Source organism: Roseateles aquatilis, assembly GCF_002205645.1.
GTDB lineage: Bacteria > Pseudomonadota > Gammaproteobacteria > Burkholderiales > Burkholderiaceae_C > Roseateles > Roseateles aquatilis.
On record NZ_NIOF01000016.1, the window covers coordinates 92,820 to 105,778 of the forward strand.

Annotated in this window: 9 protein-coding genes; 6 read left to right on the top strand and 3 right to left on the bottom strand. The window is 71.0% G+C overall.

Annotated features, from left to right (window positions below):
• Positions 1-4 precede the first annotated feature (4 nt).
• Positions 5-364 carry a CzcE family metal-binding protein gene (locus CDN99_RS24430; RefSeq protein ID WP_088387710.1) on the bottom strand — a complete coding sequence of 120 codons (360 nt, stop codon included), beginning with the start codon at positions 362-364 and terminating at the stop codon, positions 5-7.
• Positions 365-532: 168 nt separating this feature from the next.
• A complete protein-coding gene (locus CDN99_RS24435; protein WP_158218953.1) occupies positions 533-1,882 on the bottom strand; it encodes an MFS transporter in 1,350 nt (449 codons plus the stop codon).
• Between the two features lie 472 nt (positions 1,883-2,354).
• Here CDN99_RS24435 and CDN99_RS24440 point away from each other — a divergent pair, with 472 nt between their 5' ends.
• The 6 genes from CDN99_RS24440 (at position 2,355) to tagF (ending at position 11,587) form a co-directional block, all read left to right on the top strand.
• Positions 2,355-3,914, top strand: a complete 1,560-nt coding sequence (locus CDN99_RS24440) for a methyl-accepting chemotaxis protein (RefSeq protein ID WP_088387714.1) — start codon at positions 2,355-2,357, stop codon at positions 3,912-3,914.
• A 94-nt stretch (positions 3,915-4,008) separates the two neighbouring features.
• Positions 4,009-4,533, top strand: coding sequence for a type VI secretion system lipoprotein TssJ (tssJ, locus tag CDN99_RS24445; RefSeq protein WP_088387716.1), 525 nt, complete (start codon positions 4,009-4,011; stop codon positions 4,531-4,533).
• Positions 4,530-5,864, top strand: coding sequence for a type VI secretion system baseplate subunit TssK (gene tssK / locus CDN99_RS24450; RefSeq protein ID WP_088387718.1), 1,335 nt, complete (start codon positions 4,530-4,532; stop codon positions 5,862-5,864). The genes tssJ and tssK overlap by 4 nt, the downstream gene beginning before the upstream one ends.
• 71 nt (positions 5,865-5,935) lie before the next feature.
• Positions 5,936-7,258: a DotU family type VI secretion system protein gene (locus CDN99_RS24455; protein ID WP_088387720.1), complete on the top strand. Its 1,323-nt coding sequence runs from the start codon at positions 5,936-5,938 to the stop codon at positions 7,256-7,258.
• On the top strand, positions 7,255-10,848 hold the full coding sequence (tssM, locus tag CDN99_RS24460) for a type VI secretion system membrane subunit TssM (RefSeq protein ID WP_088387722.1): 3,594 nt from the start codon (positions 7,255-7,257) through the stop codon (positions 10,846-10,848). Before CDN99_RS24455 ends, tssM begins: the two co-directional genes overlap by 4 nt.
• A gap of 13 nt (positions 10,849-10,861) precedes the next feature.
• Positions 10,862-11,587 carry a type VI secretion system-associated protein TagF gene (tagF, locus tag CDN99_RS28795; protein ID WP_088387724.1) on the top strand — a complete coding sequence of 242 codons (726 nt, stop codon included), beginning with the start codon at positions 10,862-10,864 and terminating at the stop codon, positions 11,585-11,587.
• A 96-nt stretch (positions 11,588-11,683) separates the two neighbouring features.
• Here the strand turns inward: tagF and CDN99_RS24470 are convergent, their stop codons facing one another.
• Positions 11,684-12,871: a BUD32 family EKC/KEOPS complex subunit gene (locus tag CDN99_RS24470; protein ID WP_088387726.1), complete on the bottom strand. Its 1,188-nt coding sequence runs from the start codon at positions 12,869-12,871 to the stop codon at positions 11,684-11,686.
• Positions 12,872-12,959: the final 88 nt, after the last annotated feature.

Consider the following 12,959-nt stretch of genomic DNA (forward strand, 5'->3'; position numbering starts at 1 on the left):
TTGTTCAGTTGCGCTCGCCGTCGTTGCGCTCGACGAAGACCCAGGTCGAGCGGTCGGTGAAGCCGGCCGGCGCGATGTCCTTCACGTCGACGGCGCGATGGCCCACCGAGTCGAAGCGCCAGTTGAAGGCCTTGTCGCCGCTGCGGAACTGGACGGTCTCGCCGCAGACGATGTTGAGCTCTCCGCCCTTCACCTGGGCGAGGTCGATCACGCGGTCGGGCCGCGCGGATTCAGCCGGCGCGCCGTGCACCGACTTGCCGTTGGCCAGGCGCGGCTCGGCGGTCGGCGCGGCCTGGGCCGACACGGCGCCGACGGACAGCAGCAGCGCGGCGATGACGGAGGGGGCGGCGAAGGAACGGGTCATGAGGATCTCCTGCAGTCTTGCGGACGTGCCCGGCGCCCCGGCGGGGCTGCTTCGATGCACATCACGGAACGGACTTTAGGAATCGAGCCTCGACGGCACGCCCGCGGCGGGATGACATTCCGGTCATCTGGCGCCGCGTCGGGGACGGCCGCTTCGCCGCGTCGGCGTTCAATGCCCGGCGTGCGCGCCGCCGGGTTCCGCCGCGTCGACCTTCACCGGAAACGGCGCCCGCCACGCCAGCACGATCGGCGGGATCGAGAACACCAGCACCCAGCCGAAGAAGCTCGCGTAATGCTGGCCGACACCCGCATAGAGCCAGCCGCTGACGCTGCCCGTGGCCCACTTGGTCAGCGCCATCACACCGGTGGCCATCGCGTAGTGCGTCATCTTGAAGGGCCCCGGCGCGACCTGCTGCATCATGTACAGCATGTGGCCGACGGAGCCCATGCCGAAGCCGAATTTCTCCACCGCGACCACCGCGCCGATCAGCAGCAGGTTGTCCGGCAACGCGTGGCTCAGGTAGTAGTAGGTCAGGTGCGGCAGGTTGAGCGCGACGGCCAGCAGCAGGAACGAGCGCGTCAGCGTCATCCGCGCCACCAGGAAGCCGCCGAGGAAGGCCCCGGCGATGAACGCGATCGTGCCAGCCGTGCCGTAGATGTGCCCCAGCGCCGCGTTGTCCAGGCCGAGGCCGCCCGCGCTGCGCGGGTCGAGCAGGAACAAGGGCCCGAACTTCTCGATGAAGCCCTCGCCGAAGCGATAGAAGAAGACGACGGCCAGCATCGTCCAGATGCGCGGCTTCTGGAACAGCGTCACCCACGACGCGCGCAGCGCCACCATCGAGCTGCCCAGGTCGCGCCCGCGCACCGACGACGGCGCGCCGGTCGGCAGCACGCGCAGGTGCCACAGCCCGAAGGCGCCCATCATGAGCCCCGCGCCGAGCATTACCGCCATCCAGCAGCGCACCCAGTCCCACTGCAGCGTGGCGTGCATCCACCCCGTCAGCGACACCAGCAGCCCGGACGCGATCACCGCGCCGAGGTTCCAGCACATGCCCTGCACGCCGGCGTAGCGCGCTTGATCCGTGGGCGTCACCGTCGTCATGTAGACGCCGTCGGCCACGATGTCCTGCGTCGCCGACGCGAAGCCGGTGATCCAGAAGAACGCCAGCGACGCGCGGAAGAAGCCCTCCAGCGGCAGGCAGAAGGCCACCGCGCCCAGCGACGCCATCATCAGGAACTGCATCGTGATGACCCACCAGCGCTTGGTCTTGTAGGGCTCCAGCAGCGGCGACCACAGCGGCTTGAGCACCCACGGCAGGTACATCTGCGAGGTGTAGAGCGCGATGTCCCCGTTGGACACGCCCAGGTTCTTGTAGAGGATCGCGGCCACCGCCCCGATCAGCACGTTGGGCAGGCCCATCGCGAGGTACAGCGACGGCACCCAGGTCAGCGGATGGCGTTTCGACCGCGCGGGCGTCCGACCGTCGGCGACGACGGTCCCTGAAAGATCAGCATTCATCGGAAGGCTCCTGGCGGGCCGCATATTTATCGTTAAATCACGCCGAGCGTGACGTGGAAGAACCGATGCCTCGTCCCGCTTGTCGGTGCCGACCATCGATCGAGAGGATCGACGGCGCGGCGCGGAACCGGCCGCGCACGGAATGCCCGGCGCGACGGCCGCGAGCATAGGGCATCGCGGCGCGCTTGTCGTCTCGGGACAAGCGAGCATGAGAGGCCGCCCGAGGTCCCGCGCCGCGCCACTTTCCGTCCCACTTTCCGCGCCACATTCAGCAACACATCAGCAACACATCAGCGACATTCCGGCGACAGATCCCGGGCACTCCTGCCCTGGGGCGTCACCTGCATGACACCGCTACCGTGACGCATTTCGCGTCCTCGCCATTCGCGCTGTGACAGGGTGAAAAAAGCAAGGTTTCTGAAGGCCCGGACGCGCATCCTGCGGGCACCTCCCCAGCCCTACGGTCCGCGCCATGTCCATGCTTCGCAACTTCCGTATCGGCAAGCGTCTCGCGCTCGCCTTCGCCACCGTCCTCGCCCTGCTCTGCTTCACCGCCTGGTTCGGCGTGGTGCAGTTGGCCCGGATCAACGACAACGTCCAGGATCTCAACGGCAATTGGCTGCCCAGCGTGGCCAAGCTGGCCGAGATGCAGAGCGCCGCCAACACCGTGCGGCGCACCTCGCTGCGTGGCGCGCTCGAAGCCGACGACGCGGGTCGCGCCAACATGGCGTCCCAGCACGACGCCGCGATGCGCGACTTCGACCGCGCCGCCAAGGAGTACGAGCCCAGCATCACCAGCGACACCGAGCGCGGTCTCTACGTCGCGATCCAGTCCGCGTGGAAGAACTTCTCGGACGCCGACGCGGAGCTCCAGCGCGCCATCAGCGGTGGCGACGCGCAGCACGAGGCCGCGCGCAAGCTGGCCACGGGCCGCTCCTCCGACCTCTTCACCACGATGTCCGCCGCCATCGACAAGGACGTCAAGTTCAACCGCGACGGCGGCGACCAGGCCGCGCACGACGCCGCCAACGCCTACAACTACGGCCTGCGCGTCAGCCTGGCCGCCGTCGCGATCGCCCTGGCCATCGGCATCGTGCTGGCCTGGCAGGTCACGCGCTCCATCACCGAGCCGATCGCGCAGGCCGTCTCGGCCAGCGAGGAAGTCGCCGGCGGGAATCTGACGCTGGACATCCGCGCCGAGGGCCGCGACGAGCCGGCCGAGCTGCTGCGCTCGATGGCGCACATGGTCGCGCAGCTTGGCACGCTGGTCGGTCAGGTGCGCGACAGCAGCGAGAGCATCGCCACCGGCTCCAAGGAAATCGCCCAAGGCAACGCCGACCTCAGCCAGCGCACGGAAAGCCAGGCCAGCAGCCTGCAGGAAACGGCCGCGTCGATGGAACAACTGACCAGCTCGGTGGCGCAGAACGCCGCCTCGGCGGGCCAGGCCAGCCGCATGGCGGCGGACGCCTCCGGCGCCGCCAGCGAAGGCGGCCAGGCCGTCGGCGAGCTGGTGCAGACCATGCACGGCATCAGCGAATCCTCGCGCCGCATCGAGGACATCATCGGCGTCATCGACGCGATTGCCTTCCAGACCAACATCCTGGCGCTCAACGCCGCCGTCGAGGCGGCCCGGGCCGGCGAGCAGGGCCGCGGCTTCGCGGTGGTGGCCTCCGAGGTGCGGGCGCTGGCGCAGCGCTCGGCCGGCGCGGCCAAGGAGATCAAGGGCCTGATCCAGGCCAGCGCGCAACGCGTGGACACCGGGGCCAAGCAGGCGCAGGGCGCCGGCGAGGTGATGCGCCGCGTGGTCGAGCAGGTCGGCCATGTCGACGCGCTGATCCGCGAGATCTCCGCCGCCACGCAAGAGCAGAACGGCGGCATCCAGCAGGTCGGCAGCGCGGTCACGCAGCTCGACCAGGTGACGCAGCAGAACGCGGCGCTGGTCGAGGAAAGCGCCGCCGCGGCCGAAAGCCTCAACGGCCAGGCCCAGCAGCTGGCGCAACTGGTGAGCCAGTTCCGCCTGCGCGGGGCCTGAACGGGCCCCTCCCCGGCCGACCTCGATTACCTAAGTCACGAGGTCCCGGGGCGCCCGCTGGCTATCCTTTCTTCCGGTCAAGAAGGATAGCCAGATGCCCACGCCGCGTTCCGGATTCATTCGATCATCGAGGAGGGCCGCCGCGGCGGTGCTCGGCGCCGCCGCCTTGCTGGCCCTGGGCGCCTGCTCCTCGGTCTCCAGCCTCAACCCGTTCTCCAGCTCGCCCAAGCCGACGGTCGTCAACGGCAGTGTCACCGCGTCCGCGCAGGTGAACCCCAGCGTCACCAGGCGGCCCTCCCCGCTGCTGGTGCGCGTCTATGAGCTGAAGTCGGCCAACGCCTTCAACTCGGCCGACTTCATCAGCCTGTACCAGAAGGACCAAGCCGAGCTCGGCGCCGAGATGGTCGCCCGCGAGGAGATGACGCTGCAGCCCGGCGAGTCCCGCCCGCTGCGTCGCACGCTCGCGCCGGAGACGCGCTTCATCGCCGTCTTCGCCGCCTACCGCGATCTGGAGAACGCCCGCTGGCGCACCGTGGTGCCGGTCAACGTCGGCAAGAAGCAGGAGATCGTCATCCAGGCCGACGAGCTCTCGGTCAGCGCGACGGTCAAGCAGCCGTGAGCTGGCACAGCAAGGTCGTCTGGACGCAGGGCATGTTCCTGCTGCCGCACCATTTCCAGCAGGAGACGCGTTACCTGGAGCACCTCGTCGACAGCCGCGCCCGCGCGCTGGCGCCGCACGGCTGGGGCTTCACCGAGCTGGTGCTGGACGAGGCGCTGCTGAGCGTCGGCCGCGTCGGCATCGTGCGCGCGAGCGGCATCCTGCCCGACGGCACGCCCTTCCAGATCCCGCAGGCCGACGCCGCGCTCGCGCCGCTGGAAGTGCCGGCCGACCTCAAGGGCGACCTGATCGTGCTGGCCGCGCCGATCGCGCGCCCCGGCACCGACCAGGTCGCGTTCAACGGCCACGATGCCGGCGAGCTGCACCGCTATCACGTCGTCGACCAGGACCTGCGCGACCTCACCAGCGCCGGCGACGAGCCCGAGCCCGTGCAGACCGGCGCCCTGACGCTGCGCCTGCTGCCGGCGCGCGAGCTCAACGATGCCTACGCGTCGCTGGGCGTGGCGCGCGTCGCCGAGCGCCGCGCCGACCAGCAAGTCGTGCTGGACCGCGGCTACATCCCGCCGCAAAGCCGCATCGACGCCAGCGGCCATCTGTCCGCGATGGCCGCGCTGCTGCACGGCCTGGTGCGCCAACGCGCGCAGCTGCTGTCGTCGCGCATGGGGCAACTGGGCAACGGCGTGTCCGAACTGGCCGACTTCCTGATGCTGCAGGCGCTGAACCGCGCCGATCCGCTGTTCCGCCAGCATGCCGCGTCCCCGCACATCCATCCGGAGCTGCTGCACCGCGACTGCCTGCAACTGGCCGGCGACCTGGCGACCTTCGTCAGCGACACCCGCCTGGCCACCGAGTACCCGCTGTATCGCCACGACGACCTGCGCGGCAGCTTCGCGCCCTTGCTGGACGACCTGCGCCGCATGCTGTCCGTGGTGCTGGAGCGCAACGCGCTGCAGATCGACCTGATCGAGCGCAGCCACGGCGTGCGCACGGCCGTCGTGCCGGACGGCGACCTGCTGCGCAGCGCGAGCTTCGTCATCGCGGTCAACGCGCAGGTCGCGGCGGACCAGTTGCGGCAGCGCTTCCCGGCGCAGTCCAAGCTCGGCCCGGTGGACCGCATCCGCGACCTGGTGAACCTGCAGCTGCCCGGCATCAGCCTGCGCCCGCTGCCGGTGGCGCCGCGCCAGTTGCCCTTCCACGCGGGCTTCCATTACTTCGAGCTGGACCGGGGCGGCGAGCTCTGGAAACAACTGGAGCGCAACGGCAGCCTGGCGCTGCACGTGGCCGGCGACTTCCCCGGACTGGAGCTGGAACTGTGGGCGATCCGGCAATAGCCGCCCACGGCCGTCGCGGTGTCGTCCCCGCTTCCTTCCTCGATTCACGACAGTAACCTCCGGGAGCCGGCATGGACCCCTCGGCGCTCAACGATCCGTTCGCAGGCTTCGACGATCAGCGCACCTTCATCAAGCCCCGTCCCGGCGGCGCACCCGCGCCGCGCGGCGCCTCCCCGTCGCCGGACTCGTTGCCGCCGGAGGCCGGCCAGCCCGCGCCCGGCCTGAACCCGCTGCTGTCGCTGGCCAATCCGCTGCTGCTGCTGGTGCCGCAGCTGCGCGCCACGCGCCGCGTCGACGACGTGGCCGCGCTGCGCAACAACCTGGCGCAGGGCGTGCGCGACTTCGCCGCGCGCGCGGCCGCCGCCGGCATTCCGCCCGAGCGCGTGATGGCCACGCGCTACGTGCTCTGCACCATGATCGACGAGGCCGCCGCCGACACGCCCTGGGGCGGCTCCGGCGTGTGGGCCCGGCACAGCCTGCTGTCGATGTTCCACAACGAGACCTGGGGCGGCGAGAAGGTCTTCCAGTTGATGGCCCGGCTGGCCGAGAAGCCGGACGCCAACCGCGACCTGCTGGAGTTGATCTACGCCGCGCTGACGCTGGGTTTCGCCGGGCGCTACCGCGTCATCGACAACGGCCACGCACAGCTGGAGGCGGTGCGCGACCGCCTCGCGCAGATCCTCAAGCAGCAGCGCGGCGACTATCCGGCCGCGCTGGCGCAGCACTGGCAGGTCGAGGCGACGCCGCAGCGCCGCCACATCGGCTGGTTGCCGCTGGCCGCCGCCGCCGCGCTGACGACGTTGCTGCTGGTGGCCGCCTACCTGTTCTTCACGCTGTCGCTGGCGGAGCGCTCCGATCCGGTCTTCGGCCAGATCCAGTCGCTGCGGCTGTCGCCGCCGGTGGTGGCGCCGCCGCCCCCGCCGGCCAAGCCGCGGCTGGCGCAGTTCCTGCAGTCCGACATCAAGGGCGGCCTGGTCGCGGTGCGTGACGAGGTCGACCGCAGCGTCGTCACGATCCGCGGCGACGGCGTCTTCCCGCTGGGCAGCGCCACGCTGATGCCGGAGCGCGAGGCGCTGATGACCCGCATCGCCGACGCGCTGGCGCAGGTCCAGGGCACGATCCTGGTGACCGGCCACAGCGACAACACGCCGATGCGCACGCCACGATTCCCGTCCAACTGGCACCTGTCGGAGGAGCGCGCCAACACCGTGCGCGAGCTGCTGGTGGCGCATCGCGTCGCGCCCGAGCGCATTCGCGCCGAGGGCCGCGCCGACGCCGAGCCGCTGGTGCCCAACGACTCGCCGGCCAACCGCGCGCTGAACCGGCGCGTCGAAATCAGTCTGATGATCAACGGCCGCGTCCCCGAGGCGCCGGCGCGCGGAGCTTCCCGATGAAACGCTTCCTGGGCTGGATCTTCAACCGCTGGGTGTTGCTGGCGGTGCTGCTGCTGGCGGTGGCGCTGGTGATCTGGATCATCGGGCCGCTGGTGGCGATCGGCGAGCTGCGTCCGCTGGAGAGCGAAGGCTCGCGCTGGCTCACGATCGGCCTCATCGTCCTGCTGGTGGCGGGCGTGATCGCGTGGAATCGCTGGCGCGCCAAACGCGGCAACACCGCCGTCGTCAATCAGCTGCTCCAGCAGCCCGCGGCCGACGTGCCCGAGCGCGACAGCCCCGACATGCTCGCCGTGCGCGAGCGCTTCCGGCAGGCGCTGCAGACGCTGCAGCGCTCTCGCTTCGGCGCCGAGGGCTCCTCGGGTTTCGGCGCGCGGCTGCGCTCGCGCTTCGGCGGGCGCTATCTCTACGAGCTGCCCTGGTACCTGATCATCGGCGCGCCCGGCTCCGGCAAGACGACGGCGCTGCGGCACAGCGGCCTGAACTTCCCGCTCGCGGAGCAGATGGGCGAGCACGCCATCCGCGGCGTCGGCGGCACGCGTCATTGCGACTGGTGGTTCACCGATCGCGCCGTGCTGATCGACACCGCCGGCCGGTTCACCACGCAGGACAGCGATCCGGACAACGACAAGGCCACCTGGAGCGGCTTCCTGCAGATGCTGCGCCGCTCGCGCCCGCGCCAGCCGATCAACGGCGCGCTGGTGACGGTGTCGGTCACCGACCTGCTGGCGCGCAGCCCGGCGGAGCGCGCGCAGCACGCCGCCACCGTGCGCGCCCGCGTGCAGGAGCTGCAGAAGGACCTGGACATCAGCTTCCCGATCTATCTGCTGGTCACCAAGGCCGACCTGCTGGCCGGCTTCATGGACTACTTCGCGACGCTGGACAAGGACCAGCGCGCGGCGCCGTGGGGCTTCACCTTCCCGCGTCAGAGCGCCTCGCCGCTGGCGGGCTTCGGCGCGGAGTTCGACGCGCTGGAGCAGCGCCTGCAGGACGGCCTGATCGACCGGCTGCAAGCCGAGCGCGACCCGCAGCGGCGTGCCCGCATCTACGGCTTCCCGGCGCAATTCGCCAGCCTGCGCGGCCTGCTGGCGGAGTTCGCCGAGGGCGTCTTCGCGCCCTCTCCCTACGAGGCGCAACCGCCGCTGCGCGGCGTCTACTTCGTCAGCGGCACACAGGAGGGCACGCCGATCGACCGCGTGCTGGGCTCGGTCGCGCGCAGCTATCAGCTGGAGAACGCGGTGCAGGCGCCCAACCAGGCCAGCGGACGCAGCTACTTCCTCAACCGGCTGCTGGGCGAGGTCGTCTTCGCCGAGGCCGGCCTGGGCGGCACGCACCGCGGCTGGGAGCGGCGTCGCAACGCGATGGCGCTGACAGGTTACGCGGTGGTGGCGCTCGCGGGCGTCGGCCTGATCAGCGCGTGGACGATCAGCTACCTCAACAACCGGCGCTACGTCGACGAGGTCTCGGCCCGCGCCGACCAGGTGCGCCAGTTGCTGCAGGCCACGCCCAACCGCGCCACCGCCGATCTGCTGCCCATCCTGCCGGCGCTGGAGGCCACCCGCGCGCTGGCGGCGGTGGACGACAACGTGCCGTGGTCCAGGCGGATGGGGCTGTTCCAGGGCAACAAGCTCGACAGCGCCGCGCGCGCCGCGTACCAGCGCATGCTCGGCGACGCGGTGCTGCCGCGGCTGACGCTGCGCATCGAGGAGCAGTTGCGCCAGGGCGCCGCGACGCCGGAGACGCTGTACGAGGCGCTCAAGGCCTACGTGATGCTGCACGACACGGCCCACTTCGACGCGCAGGCGCTGAAGCAGCACATCGAGACCGACTGGTTGACGACGCGCCGCGAGCTGACGCCGGACCAGCGCGCCCAGCTCGGCGCGCACCTGGACGCGCTGCTGTCGCAGGGCGGCATCGCGTCGCCGCTGCCGGAAGACACCTCGCTGCTGAAGGCCACGCGCACGCAGCTGGCCACGCTGGCGCTGCCGCAGCGGGTCTACAACCGGCTGCGGGCGCAGGGCCTGGGGCGCGAGTTCCCCGACTTCACCGTCGCGCGCGCCGCCGGCCACAACGCCGCGCTGGTCTTCACCCGCGTGAACGGCGCGCCGCTGACGCAGGGCGTGCCCGGGCTCTACACCCGCGACGCCTACCTGCGCGGCTTCCAGCCCCGGGTCGGCCAGGTGGCGGACGAACTGGCCGCCGAGCAGCCCTGGGTGCTGGGCGTGCCGGACGCGCCCAAGGACGCCGCCGCGATGGTGCGCGCCAACGCGCCGCTGGTGGACGAGGTGCGGCGGCTCTACCTGAACGACTACGCCTCCAGCTGGGAGACCTTCCTGGCCGACGTGCGCCTGCTACCGATGGCGACGGTGCCGCAGTCGGTGGAACGCTCGCGGCTGCTGTCCGCCCCGGACAACCCGCTGGTGCCTTTCCTGCGTGCGGCGTCCAGGGAAACGACGCTGACCCAGCCCGGCAACGCGATCGAGAACGCCGAGCGCCGCGCCGCCGACCTGGTGCAGCAATCACGCGAGAAGATCGCCGGCATGTTTTCGGGCAAGCCCGGCCAGCCGGGTCAGCCCGGCCTGTCGGGGACCGACCCGAACGCGCCGCGCATCGAAAACATCGTCGACGACCGCTTCGCCAGCCTGCGGCTGATGGTGACCGCGCCGCCCGGCGGCGGCAAGGCGCCGCTGGACGACACCATCGGCCTGATCGCCGAGGCCAACCTGATGCTGACCGCCGCCGACTCGGCCCTCAAGGGCGGCAGCGCGCCGCCGCCGTCGCCGGTGCCCAACCGCCTCAAGGCCGAGGCCGCGCGCATGCCGCAGCCGCTGCGCGCGATGCTCGACGAGCTGGGCACCAGCAGCGCCCGCGTCTCGCAGGGCGCGATGCGGCAGAACCTGGGCATGGAGGTGCGATCGCAGGTGGGCGAGTTCTGCCAGCAGGCCGTCGCCGGCCGCTATCCGCTGGACCGCAACTCGACGCGCGACGCGACGCAGGCGGACTTCGCCATGCTGTTCGGCCCGGGCGGCAAGATCGACCAGCTCTTCCAGCAGAAGCTGGCGCCGTATGTGGACACCACCACGCGGCCGTGGAAATTCCGCGCCGTCGAGGGCACGCCGCTGGGCGGCGACGCCGGCACGCTGCCGCAGTTCCAGCGCGCCGCGGCGATCAAGGAGACCTTCTTCCCCGGCACCAGCACGCCGTCGCTGCGGCTGGACTTCAAGCCGGTGGAGATGGACACGACGATCCAGCAGTTCATCCTCGACGTCGACGGACAGATCGTGCGCTACAGCCACGGGCCGCAGATCCCGATGTCGATCCAGTGGCCGGGGCCACGCGGCAGCTCGCAGGTGCGGGTGCAGTTCAGCCCGGCGAGCGCCAGCGGGTCGTCGGGCATGGTCAACGATGGGCCATGGGCGCTGTTCCGCCTCTTCGAGCGCTTCAAGATCGAGCCGACCAACGCGCCGGAGCGCTTCCGCGTCATCTTCGACATCGACGGCCGCAAGGCGGTCTTCGAGGTGACCACCAGCAGCGTGCGCAACCCCTTCCGGTTGCCCGAGCTGAACCAGTTCCACTGCCCCACCGGCCTGTGAGGAGCGTCCGACGATGAACGCCCTGCCCGACGCCCTCAATCCCCAGACGGACGCCACGCCCGGCTGGTACGGCAAGGTGGCCGCGCTGGGCGACTTCGCGCAGCGCCGCGTGCCGCCGCACTGGGTGCGGCACTGCGATGCGTGGCTGTCGGGCCTGATGAACGAGCTCCCGGCCGCGCTGGGGCCGCGCTGGCTGGACACCTACCTGACCGCCCCGGTGCTGCGCTTCGCGTGGGCGCCGGGCGTGGTCGACATGCGATGGTGGTTCGGCGTGCTGATGCCCAGCTGCGACAACGTCGGTCGCTATTTCCCGCTGGTGATCGCGCAGTCCCGCGCGCAGCCGCCGGTGGACCGGGCCGGCCTGGATCACCTGGATCGCTGGTACACGGTGCTGGCCAACGCGGCGATGCGGACGCTGGACGACGCCGCCACGGTCGACACGCTGGAACAGACACTGGCCGCCGCGCCGCCCTGGCCCGCCAGCCATGCGGCCACGCTGCCGGCCCCCGAGGACGCCGGCGGCTGGACGCGCTACACCGCGCCGGCCAGCCTGCTCACCGCGGCGGTGCCGATGCTGGCGGCCGGGGAGCTGATGGAGCGCCTGGCGGGATGCACCGTCTGGTCGCCGAATCCGGAACCGTCCGCGCAGGTGAACTTGCGCTGGGGGCCGGGGCTCCCGGCCGTGGACGGGTTCGCGGCGATGCTGAAGGCGGAGCAGACCAGGCCGGCGCCGGGCTGACGGATCCGGATCCGGATGCGGAGCCGGAGCCGGAGCCGAAGCCGGAGCCGGCGCTGATCGTGGTCCTGGCCTGGCCGGGTCCGGATCGGCCGCCCATCAATCCAGCCGATCGGCCAGCTTCTCCAGAATCGCCTCGCCCCCTTTCACGCGCGCCATGCGGTCGCGGTAGCCGCGCGCGAAGCCGGCCTTCATCGCCTGGAAGACCTTGGCCGCGAGTTCCCCGTGCTCCCCTTTCGGATAGCGGAGTTCGAGCGCCATGCCCAGGCTGCCCAGCAGGGAACTCAGATCCCAGCGCACCATCTCCAGCGTGCCGATCTTCACGCCGTCCACGTCGACCAGCCCGGCGACGCCGTCCTCCGCCAGCATGATGTTGGACGTGTTCAAGTCCAGATGGACCAGGAAACTGGGGTCGTCGCCTTCCTCCACGTCCCCCCTCTCCATGGGCGAGACATGGAAGGCGGCGATGCGCGCCCCCAGCCCCTGCGCCGCCGCGGCCAGGTCCTCCACGGAGAGCGTCTGCCCGCGCAAGGCACGGTCCAGCGTCATCACGCCGTGGGCCGCGAAGGTCATCAGCGCATAGGGAAAACCGCTGGCGTTCAGCGCCTGCACGCCGAGCGGCGCGCCGATGGCGATCTTGTCCTGGCCGGGCAGGTGCCCGTATCGATCGCGCAGGCCGGGCACGCGTTCGAGCGTGGCCTGGGCCTCGCCCAGCCCCTTGGACAGCACCTTGATGATGAGCGGCCGCCCCGCCTCGGGCGTCACGAGGTAGATGCCGCAGTTGTTCTTGCCTTCGTTGTCCAGCAGACGGATGTCGCTGCCGGCATGCAGGCGCTCGATCTCCTTGCGGGCGGCCGGCACGATGGCGTCGTGCGGGTCCACCTCCCGGGCGATCTGGGCTTGCTCCCGCTCGAAGGTGTTGAACTCCTGGAGAAAGGCGATGAGGGTGGCCGCGCCCGTTTCACCGGTCTCCACCGTGGTCTCGACTTCGCCGACGTCGACCGTGTAGCCCTTGTGGAGGAGAAAGGTCTGAAAGCTCTCGGCCCGGCCCCCCTTGAACGCCAGCATCTTCCGCTGCATCCCCTTGACCTTGATCGTCGCCCGCTGCACGACCGGCCCTCGCATCGCCGCGATGTGCTGCCGCTGCGCGACGACGCGCGCGCTGCCGTCGACCCAGGCCTGAAGCGTCGGCTCCCCGCCCGACGGGCGCTCGTGCGCCACGGATCGCTGCGCCGCGGCCTCCCGGTCCGGCGCGGTCCGCTCGATGGCCGCCGATCGCTCTCCCATGACGGCGATGATCGGGCGCGACGTCGTGCGACGGTATCAGCGCGCATCCGAAAGACGGCTTCCAGAATGCTGAGGCGCCCGCGTCCGT